General features: G+C 68.6%; 23 protein-coding genes. 13 read left to right on the top strand and 10 right to left on the bottom strand.

Annotated features, from left to right (window positions below; genetic code table 11):
• The first annotated feature begins 45 nt into the window (after positions 1–45).
• The 3 genes from ACQ7HM_RS18220 (at position 46) to car (ending at position 5,286) form a co-directional block, all read left to right on the top strand.
• Entirely contained in the window at positions 46–1,014 is a 969-nt protein-coding gene (locus ACQ7HM_RS18220; RefSeq protein ID WP_434217663.1) for a sensor domain-containing diguanylate cyclase, read from the top strand.
• 67 nt (positions 1,015–1,081) lie between these two features.
• Entirely contained in the window at positions 1,082–1,600 is a 519-nt protein-coding gene (locus tag ACQ7HM_RS18215; RefSeq protein WP_434217662.1) for a hypothetical protein, read from the top strand.
• A 119-nt stretch (positions 1,601–1,719) separates the two neighbouring features.
• A complete protein-coding gene (car, locus tag ACQ7HM_RS18210) occupies positions 1,720–5,286 on the top strand; it encodes a carboxylic acid reductase (protein ID WP_434217661.1) in 3,567 nt (1,188 codons plus the stop codon).
• A gap of 24 nt (positions 5,287–5,310) precedes the next feature.
• On the opposite strand, the gene ACQ7HM_RS18205 is transcribed toward car, so the two are convergent.
• Positions 5,311–6,597, bottom strand: coding sequence for a cytochrome P450 (locus tag ACQ7HM_RS18205; RefSeq protein WP_434217660.1), 1,287 nt, complete (start codon positions 6,595–6,597; stop codon positions 5,311–5,313).
• Positions 6,598–6,774: 177 nt separating this feature from the next.
• Here ACQ7HM_RS18205 and ACQ7HM_RS18200 point away from each other — a divergent pair, with 177 nt between their 5' ends.
• Positions 6,775–7,389 (top strand): hypothetical protein, encoded by a 615-nt coding sequence (locus tag ACQ7HM_RS18200; protein WP_434217659.1) that lies wholly within the window; start codon positions 6,775–6,777, stop codon positions 7,387–7,389.
• A gap of 14 nt (positions 7,390–7,403) precedes the next feature.
• Here ACQ7HM_RS18200 and ACQ7HM_RS18195 read toward each other — a convergent pair whose 3' ends face one another.
• The 7 genes from ACQ7HM_RS18195 to ACQ7HM_RS18165 all read right to left on the bottom strand — a co-directional run bounded on the left by ACQ7HM_RS18195 (position 7,404) and on the right by ACQ7HM_RS18165 (position 12,104).
• Complete coding sequence (locus ACQ7HM_RS18195; RefSeq protein ID WP_434217658.1) at positions 7,404–8,396, bottom strand: fumarylacetoacetate hydrolase family protein; 993 nt, start codon at positions 8,394–8,396, stop codon at positions 7,404–7,406.
• Positions 8,397–8,533: 137 nt separating this feature from the next.
• Positions 8,534–9,400 (bottom strand): oxidoreductase, encoded by an 867-nt coding sequence (locus tag ACQ7HM_RS18190; RefSeq protein ID WP_434217657.1) that lies wholly within the window; start codon positions 9,398–9,400, stop codon positions 8,534–8,536.
• A 60-nt stretch (positions 9,401–9,460) separates the two neighbouring features.
• Positions 9,461–9,718 carry a DUF3072 domain-containing protein gene (locus ACQ7HM_RS18185; RefSeq protein WP_434217656.1) on the bottom strand — a complete coding sequence of 86 codons (258 nt, stop codon included), beginning with the start codon at positions 9,716–9,718 and terminating at the stop codon, positions 9,461–9,463.
• A 46-nt stretch (positions 9,719–9,764) separates the two neighbouring features.
• Positions 9,765–10,691, bottom strand: coding sequence for an AurF N-oxygenase family protein (locus ACQ7HM_RS18180; protein WP_434217655.1), 927 nt, complete (start codon positions 10,689–10,691; stop codon positions 9,765–9,767).
• Positions 10,692–10,769: 78 nt separating this feature from the next.
• Positions 10,770–11,513, bottom strand: coding sequence for a dienelactone hydrolase family protein (locus ACQ7HM_RS18175; RefSeq protein WP_434217654.1), 744 nt, complete (start codon positions 11,511–11,513; stop codon positions 10,770–10,772).
• A gap of 54 nt (positions 11,514–11,567) precedes the next feature.
• Positions 11,568–11,873: a hypothetical protein gene (locus ACQ7HM_RS18170; protein ID WP_434217653.1), complete on the bottom strand. Its 306-nt coding sequence runs from the start codon at positions 11,871–11,873 to the stop codon at positions 11,568–11,570.
• Between the two features lie 84 nt (positions 11,874–11,957).
• Positions 11,958–12,104, bottom strand: coding sequence for a hypothetical protein (locus ACQ7HM_RS18165; RefSeq protein ID WP_434217652.1), 147 nt, complete (start codon positions 12,102–12,104; stop codon positions 11,958–11,960).
• Positions 12,105–12,257: 153 nt separating this feature from the next.
• Here ACQ7HM_RS18165 and ACQ7HM_RS18160 point away from each other — a divergent pair, with 153 nt between their 5' ends.
• Entirely contained in the window at positions 12,258–12,881 is a 624-nt protein-coding gene (locus ACQ7HM_RS18160; protein WP_434217651.1) for a dihydrofolate reductase family protein, read from the top strand.
• 92 nt (positions 12,882–12,973) lie between these two features.
• Positions 12,974–14,680 carry a dihydroxy-acid dehydratase gene (gene ilvD / locus ACQ7HM_RS18155; RefSeq protein WP_434217650.1) on the top strand — a complete coding sequence of 569 codons (1,707 nt, stop codon included), beginning with the start codon at positions 12,974–12,976 and terminating at the stop codon, positions 14,678–14,680.
• Between the two features lie 58 nt (positions 14,681–14,738).
• On the opposite strand, the gene ACQ7HM_RS18150 is transcribed toward ilvD, so the two are convergent.
• Positions 14,739–15,095 carry a VOC family protein gene (locus ACQ7HM_RS18150; RefSeq protein ID WP_434217649.1) on the bottom strand — a complete coding sequence of 119 codons (357 nt, stop codon included), beginning with the start codon at positions 15,093–15,095 and terminating at the stop codon, positions 14,739–14,741.
• Between the two features lie 132 nt (positions 15,096–15,227).
• Between ACQ7HM_RS18150 and ACQ7HM_RS18145 the strand changes: the two genes are divergently transcribed.
• The 4 genes from ACQ7HM_RS18145 (at position 15,228) to ACQ7HM_RS18130 (ending at position 17,114) form a co-directional block, all read left to right on the top strand.
• Positions 15,228–15,563, top strand: a complete 336-nt coding sequence (locus ACQ7HM_RS18145; protein ID WP_434217648.1) for a maleylpyruvate isomerase N-terminal domain-containing protein — start codon at positions 15,228–15,230, stop codon at positions 15,561–15,563.
• The gene (locus ACQ7HM_RS18140; RefSeq protein ID WP_434217647.1) at positions 15,521–15,802 is read left to right on the top strand and encodes a hypothetical protein; all 282 of its coding nucleotides are present in this window, start codon (positions 15,521–15,523) and stop codon (positions 15,800–15,802) included. Before ACQ7HM_RS18145 ends, ACQ7HM_RS18140 begins: the two co-directional genes overlap by 43 nt.
• Positions 15,799–16,413: a dihydrofolate reductase family protein gene (locus ACQ7HM_RS18135; protein WP_434217646.1), complete on the top strand. Its 615-nt coding sequence runs from the start codon at positions 15,799–15,801 to the stop codon at positions 16,411–16,413. Before ACQ7HM_RS18140 ends, ACQ7HM_RS18135 begins: the two co-directional genes overlap by 4 nt.
• Before the next feature lie 86 nt (positions 16,414–16,499).
• Entirely contained in the window at positions 16,500–17,114 is a 615-nt protein-coding gene (locus ACQ7HM_RS18130; RefSeq protein ID WP_434217645.1) for a class I SAM-dependent methyltransferase, read from the top strand.
• Positions 17,115–17,120: 6 nt separating this feature from the next.
• Here ACQ7HM_RS18130 and ACQ7HM_RS18125 read toward each other — a convergent pair whose 3' ends face one another.
• Positions 17,121–17,726 (bottom strand): TetR-like C-terminal domain-containing protein, encoded by a 606-nt coding sequence (locus ACQ7HM_RS18125; protein ID WP_434217644.1) that lies wholly within the window; start codon positions 17,724–17,726, stop codon positions 17,121–17,123.
• A 51-nt stretch (positions 17,727–17,777) separates the two neighbouring features.
• On the opposite strand from ACQ7HM_RS18125, the gene ACQ7HM_RS18120 reads away from it, so the two are divergent.
• The 3 genes from ACQ7HM_RS18120 to ACQ7HM_RS18110 are packed head-to-tail and all read left to right on the top strand — an operon-like array spanning position 17,778 to position 22,272.
• Entirely contained in the window at positions 17,778–18,908 is a 1,131-nt protein-coding gene (locus tag ACQ7HM_RS18120; protein WP_434217643.1) for a hypothetical protein, read from the top strand.
• Positions 18,905–19,909, top strand: a complete 1,005-nt coding sequence (locus ACQ7HM_RS18115) for a TIGR03617 family F420-dependent LLM class oxidoreductase (RefSeq protein WP_434217642.1) — start codon at positions 18,905–18,907, stop codon at positions 19,907–19,909. Before ACQ7HM_RS18120 ends, ACQ7HM_RS18115 begins: the two co-directional genes overlap by 4 nt.
• Positions 19,906–22,272: a PEP/pyruvate-binding domain-containing protein gene (locus tag ACQ7HM_RS18110; protein WP_434217641.1), complete on the top strand. Its 2,367-nt coding sequence runs from the start codon at positions 19,906–19,908 to the stop codon at positions 22,270–22,272. Before ACQ7HM_RS18115 ends, ACQ7HM_RS18110 begins: the two co-directional genes overlap by 4 nt.
• Positions 22,273–22,344 lie beyond the last annotated feature (72 nt).

The raw sequence follows: 22,344 nt of genomic DNA, 5'->3' as shown, positions 1-22,344 counted from the left end.
AACGAGCGCTCCACGCGGGAGAGTTCACCGGATCAAGGAGCGCAGATGCATCCGGCACCCCCGATGCAACGGTCGCAACCGCGCTTCGACGAGGCCTCCCAGGACGTTCTCGACCATCTGCGACAGGTGTTCCCGATCGGCACCTGGACGGTCACGCGCTTCGACGGGGAGCGACAGATCTACCTCACGGTCGACGACACCGACCTGGGCGTGCGACCGGGTTCGGTGGTGGCCTGGTCGAACGCGATGTGCCAGTACCTGACCCCCGACGGTGGACCGTTGATCGCCCGTGACCTGCGCGCGGTGCCCGAGTACGCCGCCGTCGTCGACACGACGGGATCGCCGGCCGCGAGCTATGTCGGGTTCCCTCTCGCGAACTCCGACGGCACCCTCTTCGGCTCGATCTGCGGCTTCGGTCGTGACCGGTTGCCGTTCGACACCGACACACACACCGACCTCATCCGCCTGTTGGCGTCGTTGCTGTCGCGGATTCTCGAGGCGGACCTCCAGGCGACGTCGGTGGCACGCGCACTCGAGGCGGCACACCGTCATGCCGACACCGACGCCCTGACGGGACTGCTCAACCGTCGCGGGTGGGAGAACCTGCTGTCGGTCGAGGAGGCACGGTTCCGCCGCTTCGGCGACCCCGGCGCGGTCGTGGTGATCGACCTCGACGACCTCAAACTCACCAACGACACCCACGGTCACCACGCCGGGGACGACCACCTGCGTCGGGTGGCGGCGCTGGTGACGTCGGTGGTGGACGTCCCCGCGGTCGTCGCGCGCACCGGCGGCGACGAATACGGCATCCTGATCAGCAACTCGCCGATGAGCGTCGTCGACGAGGTGGTGGCGACGATCCGGGAGACGTTGTCGCGCAACGAAGTGTCCGCCTCCATCGGCGTCGGACGCTACGAACCCGCCGACGGTCTCGACGGCGCATGGCGACGCGCCGACGCCGCGATGTACCTGGAGAAGTCGCACCGCCGCGGCACCGTCGCGCCCGCATCCTGAGCCGCGATCGGTCGCGCGGGTCGGGGCGCGTTGTCCGCCGACGGACCCGGCGGCGACAATGAACGACGTGTCGCTCCTCATCGTCGTCGTCACCATCGTGTTCGCGGTGGCCGTGCTCATCGGCGTCGCATGGTTCGTGATCGACTCGATGCTGCGTGTGCGCCGTTTCGCGCGGTCGGTCGACGTGCTCCCCGGCCGACCCGGCAACGCACCACGCGAATGGGCGACATCCGACGACCCCGCACCCCTGCTGCACCGCCGTCTCCGCTACGCGATCGCCCTGGTCCACGAGAACCACACCCTGCGCTCCGACCTCGTCTCGGCGGCCTCCCTCGGCCGGCTCGACGATGCGGTGCTCGCCCTCGATGACCGTCTCGTCGCACTCGGTACCGGCACCGCGCCCGACGGCGCCCTGACACCGATCGCCGACGCGATCTCGGCCCTGGAACGACTGCCGGGCCGCCTCGTCTATCAGGCACCCGCGGTGATCGCGGCCCGCATCGACGAGACGATCGCCTACCTCGCCGATCCCTCGTTGCCGCTGGATACGGGCGAATCGCCCTATTCCGACGACGAATCCTCCTGAGAGACATTCGACACACTCGACGAGGAAATATCGCGACCTCCGCCCTTCGTTAGCGGTACTAAGGCTCGACGTACGGCCGAGCCACCCGCTGATGCGGGAGTGCGACAGGAGGGCATCACATGAGCACACCCACCCAGGACGACACAGCCGACACCGCGCGGCGCGACGGACTCGACGCCCATGTCGCCGAGCGTCTGCACCGACTCTCCGAGAACGACCCCCAGGTCGCCGCAGCCCTTCCCAACCCGGACCTGTCCGGCTCGCACGACCCCGACACACCGCTCGCCGTCATCATCTCCACCGTCCTGCAGGCCTACGCCGACCGGCCGGCTCTCGGCACCCGAGCCACCGAGACCACGACCGACGCGTCCACGGGTCGCACCACCCGCACGCTCCTCCCGCGCTTCGACACCGTCACCTACCGCGAGCTCGCCGACCGCATCTCCGCCGTCGCCGCCGGCTGGTCGGAGTTCGTGCGCCCCGGGCAGTTCGTGACCACCCTCGGCTTCACGAGCGTCGACTACGCCGTCATCGACCTCGCCTGTGCACATCTCGGCGCGGTCAGCGTCCCCCTGCAGACCAGTGCCACCCCCGCGGCGCTCGCCCCGATCATCACCGAGACCGAGCCGACCGTGTTCGCGGTGTCGATCGATCACCTCACCGACGCCGTCGAGCTCATCACCAGCGGTTTCGCACCGTCACGACTGGTCGTGTTCGACAACTTCACCGACGACGATGACCACCGCGACCTCATCGCGCAGGCACGAGAGCGCCTGTCGGGCACCGACACCGCGTTCGAGACCCTGGCCGACGTCATCGAACGCGGTCGCACCGCGCCCGCCGTGCCCGCGTTCGGGACGCCCGACTCCGGCGCCCAGGATTCGTGGGCCGACGCGCTGGCGACCCTGATCTACACCTCGGGGAGCACCGGCACGCCCAAGGGCGCGATGTACCCGACACGCAACGTCGCACGCCTGTGGACCACGTTCTGGTTCGACACCGGCGAGATCCCCGAGATCTCGGTCAACTACATGCCGATGAGCCACGTCGCCGGTCGCGCCGTCCTCGCCAAGACCCTCGGCAGTGGCGGCACCGCGTACTTCGTCGCGGCGAGCGACCTGTCGACGCTGCTCGAGGACCTCGCCCTCGTCCGTCCGACCGCGCTCATGCTCGTCCCTCGCGTGTGCGACATGATCTTCCAGCGCTTCCGCAGCGAGGTCGACCACCGACTCGGCGCCGACGCGACCGACGCCGAGGCTGTCGAGGAGGCGGTGAAGGTGGAGCTCCGCGAGGAGTTGCTCGGCGGTCGGGTGCTGTCGGCGATGTGCGGCACCGCGCCCCTGGCGCCGGAGATGGCCGAGTTCATCACCACCTGCGCCGACGTTCCGCTGGTCGACGGTTACGGCTCCACCGAGGCCGGTCCGGTGCTCATCAACGGCGTGATCAACCAGCCGCCGGTGACCGAGTACAAGCTGATCGACGTCCCCGAGCTGGGTTACCACACCAGCGACACCCCGCACCCGCGCGGCGAACTCGTCCTGAAGTCGGATTCGATGTTCCCCGGCTACTACAAGCGCGATGCGGTCACCGCCGAGGTCTTCGACGACGACGGCTTCTACCTCACCGGCGACATCATGGCCGAGACCGAGCCGGGCCACCTCGTGTACCTCGATCGCCGCAAGAACGTCCTCAAACTCTCCCAGGGCGAGTTCGTGGCCGTGTCGCGGCTGGAGGCGATCTTCGTCGCCGCCGAGGGTGTGGCGCAGATCTTCGTCTACGGCAACAGCTCTCGCGCATTCCTGCTGGGTGTTGTCGTGCCCACCGACGAGGCGGCGGCCGACGTGAACGACGACGACGCGTTGCGTGCCCGCCTGCTCGACGCGATCGGCGACACCGCTCGCACCGCGGGACTCAACTCCTACGAGATCCCGCGCGACATCATCGTCGAGCGGTCGCCGTTCACCCGGGAGTCGGGTCTGCTCTCCGGTGTCGGGAAGTTGCTGCGGCCGGCGCTCACCGAGCACTACCGCGACCGCCTCGAGGCGTTGTACACCCAGATTGCCGACGGGCAGAACGACGAACTGCGCGACCTGCGCCGTCACGGCGGGGACCGTCCCGTGCTCGAGACGGTGACCCGCGCCGCGATGGCCACGGTGGGTGGCTCGGGTCAGGTCGAGGGGAGTGTTCGGTTCTCCGATCTGGGCGGCGATTCGCTGTCGGCGTTGACGTTCTCGAACCTGCTGACCGACATCTTCGATGTCGAGATCCCGGTGGGTGTGCTGATGAGTGCGGCGACCGACCTGAGCGCGATCGCCGAGCACATCGAACGTGCACGGGCGGGCGCCGTCCGACCCACCTTCACGTCGGTGCACGGCAAGGGCGCCACCGAGGTGTTCGCCGAGCAGCTCACGCTCGACAAGTTCATCGACGCCGACACCCTCTCGGCGGCAACGTCCCTGCCCCGGGCACCGGAGAAGCCTGGGACCGTGCTGTTGACCGGGGCCAACGGCTACCTCGGCCGTTTCCTGTGCCTCGAATGGCTCGAGCGCCTCGACGCCTCCGACGGTCGGTTGGTGTGCATCATCCGCGGGCGTTACGCCGAGGATGCCCGCGCCCGACTCGAATCCGCCTTCGACAGCGGCGATCCCGACCTGTTGGCACGATTCCGGGAACTCGCGGGACGACGACTGGAGGTTCTCGCCGGCGACATCGCCGACACCGATCTCGGTCTGGACACCGCGACGTGGCAGCGTCTGGCCGACGAGGTGGATCTCATCGTCCACCCGGCCGCCCTGGTCAACCACGTGTTGCCCTACGACCAGCTCTTCGGACCGAACGTGGTCGGGACGGCCGAGCTGATCGCGCTCGCACTGACCAGCCGGTTGAAGCCGATCACCTACCTGTCGACGGTCGGTGTCGCGGCCGACGGCGGGCCGTCGATCCTCGAGGAGGACCTCGACATCCGTTCGGCGAGCGCTCGTCGCTCGGTCGACGAGACCTACGCGAACGGCTACGGGAACAGCAAGTGGGCCGGTGAGGTCCTGCTCCGCGAGGCCCACGATCTCTGCGAGGTGCCGGTGGCGGTGTTCCGATCGGACATGATCCTGGCGCACAGCACATTCGGCGGCCAGCTCAACGTCCCGGACATGTTCACGCGGCTCGTCCTGAGCGTGATCGCGACCGGCGTCGCTCCCCGCTCGTTCTATCGCGGCGACGACGAGTCGACCGATCGGCCGCGAGCGCACTACGACGGTCTCCCCGCCGACTTCACCGCGACCGCCATCACCGACCTCGGTTCGTCGGTGCAGAAGGGGTACGAGACCTTCAACGTGGTGAACCCGCACGACGACGGCATCTCGCTCGACACCGTCGTCGACTGGCTGATCGACAGCGGCGTCACGGTGACCCGTGTCGACGACTACGCGTCGTGGATCTCGCGTTTCGAGACCTCGATCCGGGCGTTGCCCGAGGCGCAGCGGCGGGCGTCGCTGCTGCCCCTGCTGCACGCGTTCGCCGAGCCCGACACCGCGATCGCCGGTTCGGCGATCCCGTCACGCCGATTCGCCGCCGCGGTGGCCGAGGCAGGTATCGGTGACCACGGCGAGATCCCGCACCTCAGTGCCGAACTCATCGCGAAGTACGTCGCCGACCTGCGGTCGTTGGGGTTGGTGGGTTCCTCCCGCTGACCCGGACCACGAGGGCGCCCGCGGCTACTGGCTGTGGGCGCTCTCGCGGCTGCGCTGGGCCAGCAGCACCGGCAGGTGCGCGAACCCGTTGAGCACGCGGGTGTCTCGCTTCGTGCCCTGACCCGCCGCGGCGATCTGCGGGAAACGGTCGAACAGCGACTTGAGCCCGACCTCGGTCTCGGCCCGGGCCAGAGCCGAGCCCAGACAGAAGTGCCGGCCCCCGGAGAACGACAGGTGCTTGTTGGCGTTCTCCCGTGTCACGTCGAAACGCTCGGGGTCGGTGAACACCTTGGGATCGCGGTTGGCGCCGGCGAGCACCAGCACCACCAGGTCACCCCTCGTCAGCTGCTCGCCGCCGACCTCGACATCGCGACGGGCGACACGTGCGGTGATCTGGACCGGGGCCTGCAGACGGAGCATCTCGTCGGCCGCATTGGCCCACAGCGACGGGTCCTCCTGCAGCAGCGCCAACTGCTCGGGGTGCTTGATGAGCAGATCGATACCGCTGCCCAGGATGTTCACCGTGGTCTCGAAGCCCGCGGCCAGCACCAGTCCGGCGGTGGCCCGCAGCTCGTCGTCGGTGAGTGACACCCCGTCCTCGGTCGCGCGGATCAGCTGACTCATGAGGTCGTCGCCGGGATTGCGACGCAACGCCGCGAGGTGATCCGACAGCCACTGATCGAACCCGAGGAGTCCGGTCTCCACGCGGGTGAACTGCGACCAGGTGAGACCCATGTCGAGGCTCGGAGCGGCGAGCTCACCGAATTCGAGGACACGTCCACGCTCGGACTCAGGGACGCCGAGGATGTCGCTGATGACCGCGACCGGCAACTGCGCGCAATACCGTTCGACGATGTCGATCGGGCCGCTCTGGTCCATCAGCCCGTCGAGCAACCGGTCGGCCGTCTCCTGCACGTTGTCACGCAACGCCGCGACGGCCCGCGCGGTGAACACCGACGACACCAGTTTGCGGTACCCGGTGTGCTCGGGCGGCTCGGTGGCGAGCAGCGACGGCGGACGCAACGGGTGCAGAGCGCCCGACCGCGTCCGCTGCTCGATCCACTTCAGAGGACCCGGGAGACGGGACCCGAGGACGATCGTCCGGAAGTCGTCGGAGCGCAGAGTCGCGTGGACGACCTCGTGATCGACGGTCACGCTCGCCAGGCGGGACCGCACCACGGGGGCGGCGTCGCGGATCTCCTGGTAGAGCCCGGTCGGATCCGCACGTGCCGCCGGATCGGCGATCAGCCGCGCCTGCAGATCACCTGCGGCAGCGGCACGGCCGGCGATGAACCGGAGGAACCCGTGCATCGCACACCATCTCAACCTCATCCGTACTGCGTCGCCCCGACTCATCCTCATCCCACCTTCTGCACGCGTGACACGGCTCACTGCCATGATGCTCTTTGTGCACAAGTGTGCACAAGCGCGGGCGAGCGTGCCCATGCGCCGCCGGGACACCGCCACCTGCACGGATCGGAGACACCGATGAACCGACTGGCCGAGAACTATCGGGGATGGAAAGACCTCGGGCCGGGCGGTCTGCCCGCCAACCCGATCGGTTGGGTCGTCACGAGCGCACTGCGGCCGTGGGGCCGTGATCCGCTCGACATCAGCGGCGACGATCCGACCTCCGACCACGTGGGACGTCTGCAGCTGACCGATCGCGCCGGACGCCGGCCGTCGATCGCGCCGTATCCGATACCCCATCGGGAGACCGGGGCCGACGCCGACGCCGCGCGCGTGGCGACACTGGAAGCACGTCTACGAGATGCCGCCGACCACAACGGATTCCATCTCGCGCGCAGCCGGTTCGAGAAGCGCGGCGACGCCCTGTTCTGCTCGGATCCCGACACCGACTGGGCGCGACACGCCCACGGCGAGATCGCGCACGTGCACGGGCAGGGATCGATGCATGTGGTGGCTGCGCCCGGCGACGTCCACGAGATCATCGACCGCGGTTGGGGCGAGCGACATCCGTTGGCGGGCAGGCTCGGTCTCCCCGAGAGCTATCTGTTCCTCTACGCGCCGCGTGGCGACGACGATCAGTCGGTGATCGAGCAGATCATCGACCGGGTGATCCGCACCGCCCGGACGACCTGACGGCGGTTCCACCGTCAGCCTTTCGACCCGATGGTGTTGGTGACCGAGCCGATGACGTCGATCGAGAGGGTCACCGTGTTGCCCGGGGCGATCCAGCGGTCGAGTTCCAGTCCGCAGCCCGACGGGAGCGTGCCCGAGGTCATCATCTCGCCGGGGTACACGTCCTCGCCGCGGCTCGCGTAGGCCACGGTCTCGCCCGGCCCGTACCGCAATCCCGCTGTGCCGGTGGACGACCACGTCTCGCCGTCGACCACCACCGACGCCGACAGGTCGTCGAGTCGACCCAGCACCTCGTCGGCGGTCACGATCACCGACCCCATCGAGCTGGCGAACGTCTTGGTCTTCACCACCGGTCCGAACGACCCGTTGCGTTGTTCGTCCCACTGGGTGTCGCGTGCGCTGAGATCGTTGAACACGACGAACCCGCCGATGGCGTCGGCACCCTGCGCGGGTGTGGCGTCGCGCAGCGGTCGATCCACGATCATCCCGAACTCGAGCTCGACATCGAGCAGATCGGAGTACGAGGGCCAGGGGACCACGGCGCCGTCGGCGAGGACGGTCAGGTGGTTGCCCGTGTAGTACATCGGATGATCGGCGAACGACGCACCCGGACGCAGAGCCGGGAAATCCTTGCGGGTCACCATCTCCACACCGCGGATGAACGGCATGGCGGCGGGGAGATTGCGGCGCACCAGTTGGTGGGCGGCCTGGCTCCAGTGCTGTTCCCATCCCATGAAGCAGCGCAACGACGCCGGTTGCAGTGGACGGGTGGGTGTCGGCGTGATCACCGCGACACCGTCGGCCACCGCACGATCCATCAGCGACGCAGCAGTGGCACGGCCGCGCTCGCGGGAGGCGAGGAACGTGAGCATGTCGCGGGTCAGATCGCCGCGCGCACCGGGCTCGATCGCCTGTGCCGCGGCGTCGAGGTCGACCCACTGCTGTGACGTGTCGTGCCACGCGGCGACCGACCGCGTCTCACCCGATCCGACCGTTCGAAGCCTCATCGTTCCCCCTACGACTGCGGTCCCGTGCTGGAAACCGGTTGGGGTCAGACCCTACGTCACGGGCTGTGGCGCGCAGCACATCCTGCGCACCGGCAGGAGATCTCCACAGAAGCAGGCGGGCGCGATCGTCACCCCGATCAGCCGAGGGCGTCGAGTTCGGCCATCGCGTCAGCAGGGAGCGCGAGCGCCGCGGCCGCGATGTTCTCGCGCAGGTGCTCCCGCGAGGAGGTGCCGGGGATCAGCAGGATGTTGGGGGAGCGGGCGAGCAACCATGCCAGAGCCACGCTCATCGGGGATGCCTGCACGCGCGCGGCGACCGCGTCGAGTCGCTGGGATTGCAACGGCGAGAACCCACCGAGCGGGAAGTAGGGCACGAACGCGATCCCGGCGGCCGCGAGATCGTCGATGAGCGTGTCGTCGACGCGGTGGGCCACGTTGTAGTTGTTCTGCACGCAGACGATCGGCGCGATCGCGCGCGCCTCGGCCACCTGTTCGGCGTTCACGTTGCTGACGCCGAGGTGCTTGATCAGTCCCTCCTGCTGCATCTCGGCGAGATGCGTGAAGGGCTCGGCCAACGAACCGGGCGTGGCCTCGCCGAACCCACCGACCCGCAGGTTCACGACGTCGAGGGCGTCGAGACCCAGGTTGGTCAGGTTGTCGCGTACCGCGGATCGCAGGTCGTCGCGCGACAGCGCCGACGGCCAGTTGCCCTCGTCGTCCCGACGCGCGCCCACCTTCGTGACGATGTGCAGGTCGTCGGCATACGGGTGCAGTGCCTCACGGATGATCTGGTTCGTGACGTGCGGACCGTAGAAATCGCTGGTGTCGATGTGGGTGATGCCGGCATCGACCACCGCGCGCAACACCGCGACCGCGGCATCACGGTCGGCCGGTGGCCCGAACACGTGCGGGCCCGCCAATTGCATGGCGCCGTAACCCATCCGGGTGACGGTGATCTCGTCGGAGAGGGCGAAGACCCCCGCGGTCTCTATCGCTTCGTTCATCCCTCGATGCTACGGACGATGTCGTACCGCGGGGCCCGCGCGCCTCACCGACGCCGTCGATCAGCTGCGATCGGTCGCGGCGCGCAGCCGCTCGATCTCCTCCGAGGCCTGCGCCTTCGTCAGGTCGGCAGACAGGGTCTCGCCCGCATCGCGCGCGAGGGTGTCGAGGTAGCTTCGCTGTGCCCCGGTCATCGGCTCGTCGCCGGTCACCCAGTCCTCGGGATCCTTCTCGGTGGTGTTTCCGGCGTCGGCCCCGATGACATCGGAACCGGTGGTGGACGCGTTGTCAGGTGTCGAACCTGTGTTCGAATCAGTCATGACCCGACAGTACGCTCCTGTCGCGATCGGCGCCCGTCTCCTCGCGTCAGAGCATGTGGTTGCGCGCGTAGATCCTCGCCGCGCGCGGGGTCAACAGGCCGACCTCGTCGAGGAACGCCATGAGATGCACCGAGCCGCTGCGCACCATCCGGTGGTGGTGGTCGTTGGAGAGCATCGCCCCCACGGCCCGACGACGGTCGAGGCCGGCGTCGGCGAACGCCTGCGGGCGCACGAGACTGGAGATGATCAGTTCGGCGCCCAACGCGATCAACACGGCGCTGGTCTCACGGCGTAACCGTCCGGCGCCGGCCATCGACGCGCGGACCTGTTCCCGCGCGAAGCGCATGTGCCGCGACTCCTCGAGCACATGGATCTCGTTGATGGTCTGGATCATCGGCAGCACCCGCGGGTCACCCAGCGAGCCCCGCTGCATGACGTCGAGGATCTCCTCGGCCACCAGGATGCCGCCGTAGGCGAGCTCGCCCCCGGCCGTGTTCATGAAGAAGCGCCCGAGTGTGGCCACCCGCGGTCCGGGCCGATAGGACGTGCCCACCATCTTCTGCGCCGCGAGGGCGAACATGAGCGAATGCCGACACTCGTCGACGACCTCGGTCAGGGCGAACCGGAACTCCTCGGACCGGACAGACGAGGAACGCTGGTCGCGGAGAACCATCGCCTGCAACGCCATCTCGAACCAGATGCCGATCGTCATGGTCGAGGCGAACTCGTGGCGCGTGAGGGTGATCCGCTGCTCCTCGGTCAGCTCGTCCCAGTAGTCGGTGCCGTAGAGAGTCGACCACTCGGGGGAGCACCCGTGTTTCGTCGGGTCGAGCGGAGCGTCCCAATCGATCTCGGTCATCGCATTGCGAGACGCCACCACCGACGAGTCGGCCAGACGTCGGGCGATCGCCTCCATGCCCTGGTCGAGGGTGCTCGTCATCGGGGTTGTCGGTCGATCGTCGATCGTCGTCATCGCGTTCCCATCACACACAGTGCCATTGTCTGATGTCAGAGTAGCGCTATGTGTGACCGGTGGGAACACCTAGCGGGGTCAGTCCAGGGTGCGGGACAGAAGCGCGCGCAGTTCGTCGAAGCTGCGTTCGGCGCCGGCTTCCTGGTACATCGAGGTGTCGGCCATGGAGTAGCCGTGTGGCGCGTCGGGGTAGATCTCGTTCGAGGCCGTGATTCCGGCCGCCTCGAGCGCCGAGCCGAGCGCCGCCACCGCGTCGACGTCCATCGACTGATCGTTGTCGGCGTGGCCGTAGACGAATTCCGCGCGGGCCGACGCCACGGCGAGGTGTGGGCTGTCGGCGTCGTCGGTGACGAGCCCGCCGCCGTGGAATCCGGCCGCCGCCGCGACGTTGTCCGGGAACTGTCCGGCGTAGCGGGTCACGAGCCGGGCGCCCATGCAGTAGCCCACAGTTCCCACCCGGTCGCCGGTGACGGCGTCGAGCCCGAGGAGCGCCGAGTGATAGGCCGCGATGTCGCGCACGGCCCTGTCGGTGGTGAGGGCGGCCATACGCGGGCCGACTCCGGCGAAGAACTCCTCGCGAGCGCCGGGCTCACGGAGGTCGACCGCCGGCATCAACGTCTCGACGTCACCGTCGCGGTAGAAGATGTTGGGCGACAACACGACATATCCCCACGATGCGATGCGCTCGGCCATCGAGAAGATCTGGGGTCGGAGTCCGATGGCGTCCATGAAGAGCAGAACTCCGGGACCGGTGCCCGTGGGCGGTGTCGCGAGATGCGCTTGCGCGGTTCCGTCGGGCGTGTCGATCGTGATCAGGTCCATGTGCCCACCGTACGTGCGGACCCCGCGAGCACACCGACGGCGACAGGTCCCGCGTCAGCCCGCCAGTGAGGCCGGCGCCTCGGGCGCCGCAGGCGTGATGACGTCGGCGGTGAACATGTCGCGACGCCACGGACTGACCGTGGCGTTGCCGTATTCCATGTCGCGCAGGCGCTTTGCCAGAGCCGACAGTTCTCGCACGTGGAGTACGGCGGCCATCTCGGAATACCACCGCAGGACGTCGATGACCGACATGTCCAATGTGGCAGCGACTTCGGCCAACGTGCGGCCCTCGGCGACGAGATCGGCGATCGACTTGCGTGTGCCGATCGGCAGGGCGGGGTTGACGACGTTTTCACTCACGATGTCGACGTTATTGCGGGGCACCGGTCGGCGAAAGGACCTCACGGACTTCGGTGCGCGACCGATGCCCCGGTCACGAACAGGTCACGACACCGCGTCCGGTACGTCCGGTTCGTCGTGGTCGGTGTGGGGGTATTCCTCGAGACCGGCCGGGTCGGCGCCGAGTTCGGTGGACTGCTCGATCAGATCGGCGTCGTCGGCGCTGTGCAGGGGATTGCTCAGTGGATCCATGACAAACCTCCTCGGGGCGATCGGGCACTGTCGACACTTTTCTAGCACTCGACCGGCGAGAGTGCCAGCGCCGTCGCCGGGTCCGCCGATGAACAATCGCGGCGAGGCCGGTCTGTACCGGTGTCCGCAGACACGCCGAGCAGGAGAGCCACCATGGGACAAGTCCACATCGCACTGTTCGCCACCCTCGACCTCGTCGGTCAGGCCCCGGGTGGTCCCGACGAGGATCCCGACGGTTTCGCCTGGGGCGGGTGGCAGGCACCGCTCGTCGACGAGGTCAGCGGCGCGCAGGTCACCGCTGCCTACGAAGGCACCGACGCCCTCTTGCTCGGTCGGCGGACCTACGACATCTTCGCCGCCTACTGGCCCCACGAGACCGGCGACTTCGCGCGCCTGTTCAACACCATCCCCAAGTATGTCGCCTCGCGGGCCACACCCGACCTGTCCTGGGAGGGGTCGAACCTGCTGGGTCCCGATCTCGCCGCCGAGGTGCGCGCGATCGGGGAACGACACGACCACGTGACGGTGGTCGGCAGCCTCGATCTCGTGCAGACACTCCTCTCCGAGGGGCTGTTCGATCGGATCGACCTGTGGCTGCATCCGGTGCTGCTGGGCGCGGGCAAGAAGGTGTTCACCGACGCACTCACCCCCGGGAGGGTCCGTCTGGTCGCGTCACCGGAGGTGAGCCCGGGCGGCATCGTGCACCTGCGGTACGAACGGGTCGAGGACATCCCCGAGACCGGCGACATGACACGAGTCGACGGCGATCGGGCGTAGCCCGGGGGCATACTTCTCGACGAGCCGCTCAGTTCGCGGTATCGGTGCCGGACAGCCCCGTCCACCGCGCCCACGCACAGATCAGGAGTGCCATGTCGCCCGAGAACGAATCCCCGGACATCAAGCCCCGCAGCCGCGACGTCACCGACGGCCTGGAGAAGACCGCCGCCCGCGGCATGCTGCGCGCGGTCGGCATGGGCGACCAGGACTGGGGCAAGTCGCAGATCGGTGTGGCGTCGTCGTGGAACGAGATCACCCCGTGCAACCTGTCGCTCGAACGTCTCGCCAAGGCCGTGAAGGGCGGCGTGAGCGCGGCCGGCGGTTTCCCTCTCGAATTCGGCACCATCTCGGTGTCCGACGGCATCTCCATGGGTCACGAGGGCATGCACTTCTCGCTGGTCTCCCGCGAGGTGATCGCCGACAGCGTCGAGACCGTGATGAGCGCCGAACGCCTCGACGGGTCGGTGCTGCTCGCCGGCTGCGACAAGTCGCTGCCCGGGATGCTCATGGCCGCAGCACGTCTCGACCTCGCCAGCGTCTTCCTCTACGCCGGATCGACCCTGCCGGGATTCGCGAAGCTGTCCGACGGCAGTGAGCACCAGGTGACGATCATCGACGCGTTCGAGGCCGTCGGCGCCTGCTCCCGCGGACTGATGTCGCGGGAGGACGTCGACACCATCGAACGCGCGATCTGCCCCGGCGAGGGCGCCTGCGGCGGTATGTACACCGCCAACACGATGGCCAGCGCCGCCGAGGCGCTCGGGATGTCGTTGCCGGGCAGCGCATCCCCGCCCGCGCCGGATCGTCGTCGCGACCAGTTCGCCCACGCCAGCGGTGAGGCCGTCGTCGACCTGCTCCGCCGTGGGATCACCGCGCGCGACATCCTCACGCGTGAGGCCTTCGAGAACGCGATCGCCGTCGTCATGGCGTTCGGCGGGTCCACCAACGCCGTGCTGCACCTGCTCGCGATCGCCAACGAGGCCGAGGTCGAGCTCACCCTCGACGACTTCACCCGTGTCGGGTCGCGGGTGCCGCACCTCGCCGACGTCAAGCCGTTCGGCAAGCACGTCATGACCGACGTCGACAAGATCGGCGGCGTCCCCGTCGTCATGAAGGCGCTGCTCGACGCCGGACTGGTCCACGGCGACTGTCTCACCGTCACCGGGAAGACCATGGCCGAGAACCTCGCCCACATCGCCCCGCCCGACCCCGACGGCAAGGTGCTGCGCGCGATGAGCGAGCCGATCCACCCCACGGGTGGCATCACCATCCTCAAGGGATCCCTCGCGCCGGGGGGTGCGGTGGTGAAGTCGGCGGGCTTCGACTCCGACGTGTTCGAGGGCACGGCACGGGTTTTCGAGCGCGAACGCGCCGCGATGGACGCACTCGAGGACGGGACGATCGCGGCGGGCGACGTCGTCGTCATCCGGTACGAGGGCCCGAAGGGTGGTCCGGGGATGCGCGAGATGCTCGCCATCACCGGCGCCATCAAGGGCGCCGGCCTCGGCAAGGACGTCCTGTTGCTCACCGACGGTCGGTTCTCCGGCGGCACCACCGGGCTCTGCGTCGGACATGTGGCGCCCGAGGCTGTCGACGCGGGCCCCATCGCTTTCGTCGCCGACGGCGACACCATCCGCCTCGACGTCGGCAAGGGCACACTCGATCTGCTCGTCGACGAGCTCGAACTCGAGGCGCGCCGCCAGGATTGGGCGCCGCTGCCCCCGCGCTACACCCGCGGTGTGCTGGCGAAGTACACCAAGTTGGTCGGTTCGGCGTCGGAGGGTGCGGTGCTGACCTGATCGACGGCGACTCGTCGGCGCCGGTCCTCGTGATCGGCGCCGGACCGGACCTGTTTCGTCAGCTGGGCGGCGCGTAGAGCTGCAGGTCGTTGCCGTCGGGGTCGGCGAACGGGGCGATACGACCCCACTCGTGGTCGCTGATGCCGCCCGGGAACTCGACCCCCTTGTCGCGCAGCGCGGACACCTCGTCGTCGATGGTGCCGTCCGGCTGGAACGTGAGGACCGCGCCGCCCGCGTCGCCACGCGGTGAGGTCTCCTCGCGGCCGTTGAGTCCGATGGTGAGGGTTCCGGCGTCGATCTCCGACCAGTCCGAACCGGTGGATTTCACCGCCAGTCCGAGGGTGTCACGGTAGAACTCGAGCGCGCGGTCCATGTCGCGGACCGGTACCCAGACGGTGGTGTTCCCGGTGGCCATGTCTGTCCCTTTCGTCGATGGTCTCCTCCCCGGGTAACCGAGACGAGGGGAATCAAACGGTCGCGAGGCCACCGATGAGTTCGCGTCGCGACCGAGGTCTACACCACCGACACCGACCGATGGAGGTACGCGATGTTCGACCTGGGTCCCGCGACACGGGAGATGAGCCGGATCGTCGGCGCCGTCTCCGACCACGATCTCGACCGTCGCACCCCGTGCGACGACTGGACCGTGCGCGATCTGCTCGCACACGTCCACCAGTTCAGCAGCGTCTTCACCGACAACGCACGCAAGGCCCCGATCCGTCCACCGGACGGTCTCGTGGGGGACTGGCGCACGGCGATCCCGGCGCAGCTCGACGATCTCGCCGAGGCCTGGGGGCAGCCGATCGCCTGGGAGGGTCGCGTGAGCGCCGGTGGCGTCAGATGTCGGCCTCGCACAACGCCGTCGTGGCCGCCGAGGAACTGACCGTGCACGCATGGGATCTGGCGCATGCCACCGATCAGACCGTCCGGGTCGACGACGCGATCCTCGACCAGGTCGAGCTGTTCTTCGCGATGTTCCCCCCGGATCCCGAGACCGGGGCGGGGCCGTTCGGTCCGGTGACGCCGATCGGTGACGACGCCGACCGGCTGCACCGTATTCTCGCGCTGGCCGGGCGCGAGCCCCGGCCGCACGCAGCCGACAACCGAACGGGGACCCCATGAGCCACACCAACCTCTCGATGTCGATGTCGGCGGACGGTTTCGTGGCCGGCCCGGAGCAGAGTGCCGACAACCCGCTCGGGATCGGCGGCCACCGTGTCCACGCCTGGCACATGGGTCCCGGACTCGATCACCCCGTGAACCGCCAGGTGATGTCGGAGATGCTCGACGGCATGGGTGCGACCATCATGGGACGCAACATGTTCGGACCGGTGCGCGGCGAGTGGGGTTCCTCGGACTGGACGGGTTGGTGGGGTGACGAACCGCCGTACCACTGCCCGGTCTTCGTCCTGACCCACCACGCCCACGACCCGATCGAACTCGAAGGTGGCACCACCTTCCACTTCGTGACCGACGGGATCGACTCGGCCTACGCGCAGGCGACCGACGTCGCGGCGGGACGGCCGATCTCGATCGCCGGTGGCGCATCGTGCGCCCGCCAGGCGATCGCGGCCGGGATCGTCGACGAGATCGACATCCAGCTCAGCCCCGAGATCCTCGGCTCCGGCGAGAGGTTGTTCGAGGGTTTCGAGCCGGGCCGGCCGGAGCTGGAACTCGTCCGGGTGCTCGAGGCCCCCGGGGTGGCCCACCTGCGGTACCGCGTCGTCCGCTGAGCGGATGAGGGCACGGTGTTGCCGACCCCTAGGATGGGCACATCGGGGCCGTGACCACGGCTCGCAGGGCAACGAAGCGGTGACACATGGGTTTTGAGCGCCTTCTCGCGAATGTCGACGATGCGCGGAGCAACGGATGGTTCGTCGAGGGATCGGTGAGCGACACCGAGATGGAGTTCCTCGAGTCCCTGGCACGCCGCGAAGATGTCCGCCGGATCGTCGAGATCGGGTTCAACGCCGGGTTCTCCAGTCACGCATTCCTCCGCGCCGATCCGCAGGTGGAGGTGATGTCGTTCGACCTCGGCGACCACGAGTACGTGGCCACGGCCAAGCAGTGCATCGACGACGAGTTCCCGGGCCGACACACGTTGATCACCGGCGACTCGACGCAGACCGTCCCGGCGTTCGCCGACGAGCACCCGGGGGAGACGTTCGACGTCCTGTTCATCGACGGCGGACACACCTACGAGGTCGCTGCCGCCGACATCGCCAACATGGCGCGGTTGGCCCACCAGAACTCGGTGGTCATGATCGACGACCTGCTCCCACACAAGCCGTTCGGCGAAGGGCCGGTGCAGGCGTGGGGTGAGGCGATCGAGACGTCGCTCGTCGTCGAGACCGGTCTGTATCAGGACGGCGAGCTGGTCGAGAAGGTCACCACCGACGCCGCCCGGGCATGGGCGGTCGGCCACTACGCCTGATGGCCGTCAGACAGACTCGGCCGTCCAGGGGTCGGTGATCAAACGGGTCATCTCCTCGACCCATGTGTCGTCGAGAACGGCGTCCTGCCGGATGATCAGACGGACGATGACCGTTCCGGCCACCACCTCGGCGAGCATCGGTAGGCGGTCGTCGGGACGCCGACCCCGACCGAAACGCGACTCGAATGCCGTCAGGTTGCCGGCGAGTCGAGCGATCATCGACGCGTGCAGCTCGGGATCGGCGACCGTGTCGGCGATGAGTCCCGGCAACGCCACGCGCACATAGGGTTTGTCGAACATGGCTCGTACGGTCTCGACCACCGCGCGGATCTCACCGTGGATGTCGTCGGCGTCGACCGCGGCGGGAACGGCATCGGCAGAGAGCACCGCCTCGTGCACCAGCTGGGTCTTGCCCGACCACCGCCGGTAGATCGCGGCCGTGGTCGTACCCGCACGCGCGGCGATCGCCGACAGCGACAGCGCGGGGTAACCGGTCTCGACGATCAACTCCCGTGTGGCCGCGATGATCGCGGCGTCGATGCGCGAGTCCCGCGGACGCCCCGCGGCCGACGACGTCGACCCCTTGTTTTCGCTCCGGCTTTCTGGTGCCATGACGCCAGAGTAATTCCGATACGGCACACATCGTATTTGAGGGAGAGTCCGGTGCTTCTCAGTCCGCTCGACGAGTATCCGATCCATCAGACACCGGCTCCCGTCACCTGGCCCCAACCCTCGGACCGACAGTTCTACGACCGGTCGTACTTCAACGTGCTCGACCGCGACGGACGGTTCATGGCGCTCACCGGGATCGGTTACTACCCCCGACTGGGCGTCAAGGACGCCTACTTCGTCGTCCGCCGCGGGGACACCCAGACCGCCGTCCATCTGAGCGACGCCATCGACGACGACCGCCTCAACCCCCACGTGAACGGCTACCGCGTCGACGTCGTCGATCCGTTGCGGGAGATCCACCTGACGCTCGCACCGACCGAGGGAATGTCCGCCGACCTCACCTGGCGCGGAGCCTTCCCCGCAGCGCTCGAGCGCCCGCACTCGATGCTCTCCCGGCGCCGCGTCACCCTCGATGCCTGCCGTTTCGCGCAGGTCGGCACGTGGTCGGGCTGGATCGACGTCGACGGTGAACGACTCGATGTCGGTCACGACACCAGCGTCGCCAGCCGCGATCGGTCCTGGGGGATCCGGCCTGTCGGCGAATCCGAACCCCAGGGCCGCCCCGACGATGCCCTGCAGGGCATCTGGTGGCTGTACCTGCCGTTGACCTTCGACGACCACCAACTGTTCCTGATCGTCCAGGAGGACGCCGAGGGACAGCGGAGCCTGTACGACTGCACCCGCCGGTGGGCCGACGGTCGTGTCGAACAGCTCGACGGCGTGCGTATCGAGATCGACTACGTCCCCGGGACGCGGATCCCCCGCGGCGCCCACATCGAGTTCATGAATCGCGCCGGCGACCGCACCGCACTCGATCTGGAGTCGAAGCTGTTCGCGCCGATCGCATTCGGCGCCGGATACGGCGGCGACCCGACGTGGGCGCACGGCACATGGAAGGGCGAGGGATTCACCGAACGCGTCGGCTTCGACCTCACCGATCCCGAGGTGATGGCGCGCGCTGCGTTCAGCCTCATCGACCACGTCTGCTCCGCGGTGGCCACCGACGCCGACGGCACCGTGCACCACGGTGCGGGACTGTTCGAGCACGGGGTCATCGGTCCCCACCACCCGTCGGGCTTCACCGACTGGACCGACGTGGCGGGCCGGGCACAGCGGCCATGAAGGTCATGACCGCGCTGTTCGGCCCCACCGACGCCGTCGGGCGCGCCGAGGTGTTGCGCGAGGCCGGGGCGTCGGGAGTGTTCACCTTCGAGGGGCCGTTCGACGTCTTCACGCCGTTGGTGTTGGCGTCGACGGTCCCGGGACTCGATCTCATGTCCAATGTCGCGATCGCGTTGCCGCGCAACCCCATACAGCTGGCTCATCAGGCGAACGACCTCCAGCTGCTCAGCGAGGGGCGCTTCATCCTCGGGCTCGGGACCCAGATCAGAGCGCAGATCGAGAAGCGCTACGGGGCGCAGTTCGATCATCCCGTCGACCGCATGAAAGAGATGGTCGGCGCGCTGCGGGCGATCTTCGCGACGTGGAACACCGGTGAGCGACTCGATTTCCGTGGCGACTACCACCGGCACACGCTCATGACCCCGACGTTCGTCCCGGGTCCGAACCCGTTCGGCCCACCGCCGATCTACCTCGGCGCGCTCGGCCCGCGCCTCACCGCCGCCACCGCCGAGGTGGCCGACGGATTGCTGGTGATGCCGTTCGGGACGAAGCGCTTCCTGCACGAGGGGACCATGCCCGCCGTCCGTGCCGGACTCACCGCGGCCGGCCGCTCGGGCGACGACTTCGAGGTCGTGCCCGAGGTCATCGTCTCGATCGAGTCCGACCGGGACGGCGGGGGAGACCATGCCTCGACCCGCATGCTGCTTGCGTTCTACGGATCGACGCCCGCCTACCGGCCGGTGCTCGACGCACACGGGTGGGGCGACCTGCAGCCGGAACTCAACGCGATGTCGAAGCAGGGGCGGTGGAGCGAGATGGCCGGGTTGATCGACGACGAGATCCTCCACACCATCGCCGCCTGCGGGACCCCCGCCGAGGTCGCCGCACACATCCGCGATCGCGTCGACGGCATCGCGGAGCGGATCTGCCTCTACCAACCCACCCCGATCGACGCCGGTGCGCTCGCCGAGGTCGTCGATTCCCTGGCGGGGTCGACGTGACCACCACCGTCGAGTTCGACGACATCGTCGACGACCGGTTCGGCGGGAAGGCGCACGGACTGGCGCGACTCCGGCGGCTCGGATTCCCGGTCCCGACGGGTTTCGTCGTCGCCGACCCCGCGGGCGGCATCACCGATGACGTCGCCGAGCAGTGGTTCACGAGGATGCGAGACGCGGGGGCGACGCCGCTGGCGGTACGGTCGTCGGCCGTCGGGGAGGACGGCGGCGACCTCTCGTTCGCCGGTCAGTACGACACCGTGCTGGGCGTGGGCTCCGCGGGCGACCTGCGGCGGGCCGTGCAGACGTGCACCGCGTCGACCGGATCGCACCGTGCAACGGCCTACGCCGGTCGTGACGTCGCCACGATGCACCTCGTGGTCCAGCAGATGGTGGACGCCCGCGCCGCCGGGGTGGCGTTCTCCGCGGATCCGGCGACCGGTCGACGCGATCTGATGGTGATCGACGCGGTCGCCGGTCTGGGCGACACCCTCGTCGACGGCACCGCCTCATCGGATCATCTGATCCTGGATGCGCAGGGCGACTGCGTCGTCCGGGAGGTCGGCGCGGATCCCGTGGTCTCGGCCGAGGAACTGGAGGCGATCCGGCAGGGCACGATGCGGGCCGCCGAGCACTGGGGGAGACCGATGGATCTCGAATGGGCCATCGACCGATCCGGTCGGCTCTGGTGGCTCCAGGCGCGTCCCATCACCACCCTGCCCGGCGCGCTCGACGCGATGGATTCACCGCTGGCCGGCGACGACCACGTCTACACGCGCTGCAACATCGGCGAGATGATGCCGGGCGCCTACTGCCCTCTGACCGCGGCGGTGTCGGGTTTCGCGATCGACTACGCGATGCAGATGACCCAGGTGGTGGCGCGAGCTCAGCCGGGATACGAGAGGCCCTGGCGTCAGGTCGGCTACTTCCAGGGTCACATGTTCCTCAACCTGACCGAGGGCACGGCCCTCAGCTCGGGGATCCTGGGCAACTCACTGGAGCAGTTCTCGATGTCGGTGTGCGGCCGGGTGGTCGAGGAACTGGTACCCCAGCCCCCGCAACCGTTCGTCCGCCGACTGGTCAACACCGTGCTGCTGACCGGATTCGCGTTGTCGGCCGGACCGGCCATCCGGCGACTCGGTGACCAGATCGCGGGTTTCGCCGTCCCCGGTTCGGGCGATCCCCGAGAAGTGTTGCAGCAGCTCGACGACGGGGTCGGTCTGTTCTGTGAGGTGATGGTCACCCACGTCCGGTCCTCGTCGCGTGCCGCGGTCGCGGCGAACGTGCTCGAGAGCGTCATGATCCGCAGGGCCGTGTCGGCCGGCGGTTCCGAGGACGACGGCCGGGCCGCCGCGAGCCGGTTGATGGCAGGGGCATCCGACGTCGAGAGTGCGGTGATGCTGGCCGAACTCGACGAGGTGGCCCACGCCATCGCCGCCGGTTCGTCGGGCGCGGATTTCCTCACGGCCGAGCCCGAGGACGCGGTGGGCCGGCTCCGTGCGTCGAGCAGCCCTGCCGGCGTGGCTCTTCGAGGATTCCTCCACCGACACGGGCATCGTGGATACCGCGAGCTGTGCATGCGCGACCCGTCCTGGGGGGAGGATCCTCAGGGGCTGGGGACGATGTTGCAGGTGATGGTGCGGTCGGCGTCGACTCCCACCGAACGGCGAGCGGTGTCTCGTTCCGAGGAGGCGGTCATCCCGGCGCCCGTCCGGTTCCTCGCCCGCCTCGCACGCGGGGGAGCGCGGGGACGGGAGGAGACGAAGTCGAAGCTGGCGGCGATGGCGCATTCGCTCAAACTCGGCTTCTCCCATCTGGGGAAGGTGCTCGCACGCTCCGGACGGCTCCCCGACGCCGACCTCGTGTACTTTCTCGACCTCGCCGAGTTGCACCGCGTCGTGGGCACCGAGGACATCACCGATCTGGTGGGCGCCGCACTCCGACGCCGCGAGGCGTTGCCGTTCCAGGAGGCGTTGGAGTTCGACGACGTCTCGGTGGGCCGTCCGACGCCGGTGGTGGCACGGCCGCCGGACCATGCAGGCGACGCCGAGATCATCGGCCGACCCGCCGGCCGCGGATGTGTCGAAGGTCTTGTCCGCGTGGCGCGATCGATCACCGAGGCGCGGGAGGTGAGGCGGGGCGAGATCCTGGTCGCCCCGGTCACCGACGTGGGGTGGACCCCGTATTTCACCGTCATCGCCGCACTGGTGACCGACATCGGCAGCTCGGTCTCCCACGGCGCGGTGGTCGCCCGTGAATACGGGCTGCCCTGTGTCGTCAACACCCTTGTCGCCACGCGATCCCTCTCGACCGGCGACAGGGTTCGTGTCGACGGTGATCGCGGTGTCGTCACCCGGATCACCTGAGCCCTCGGGACCGATGACTTTCGTCGGCGGACGTGGTCTGTGAGGTGGAGGACTTCGACGGCGATCGGTTCC

The sequence above is a fragment of the Williamsia sp. MIQD14 genome (assembly GCF_051025635.1).
Taxonomy (GTDB): Bacteria; Actinomycetota; Actinomycetes; order Mycobacteriales; family Mycobacteriaceae; genus Williamsia_A.
This window is presented reverse-complemented; position numbering and strand designations above follow the sequence as displayed.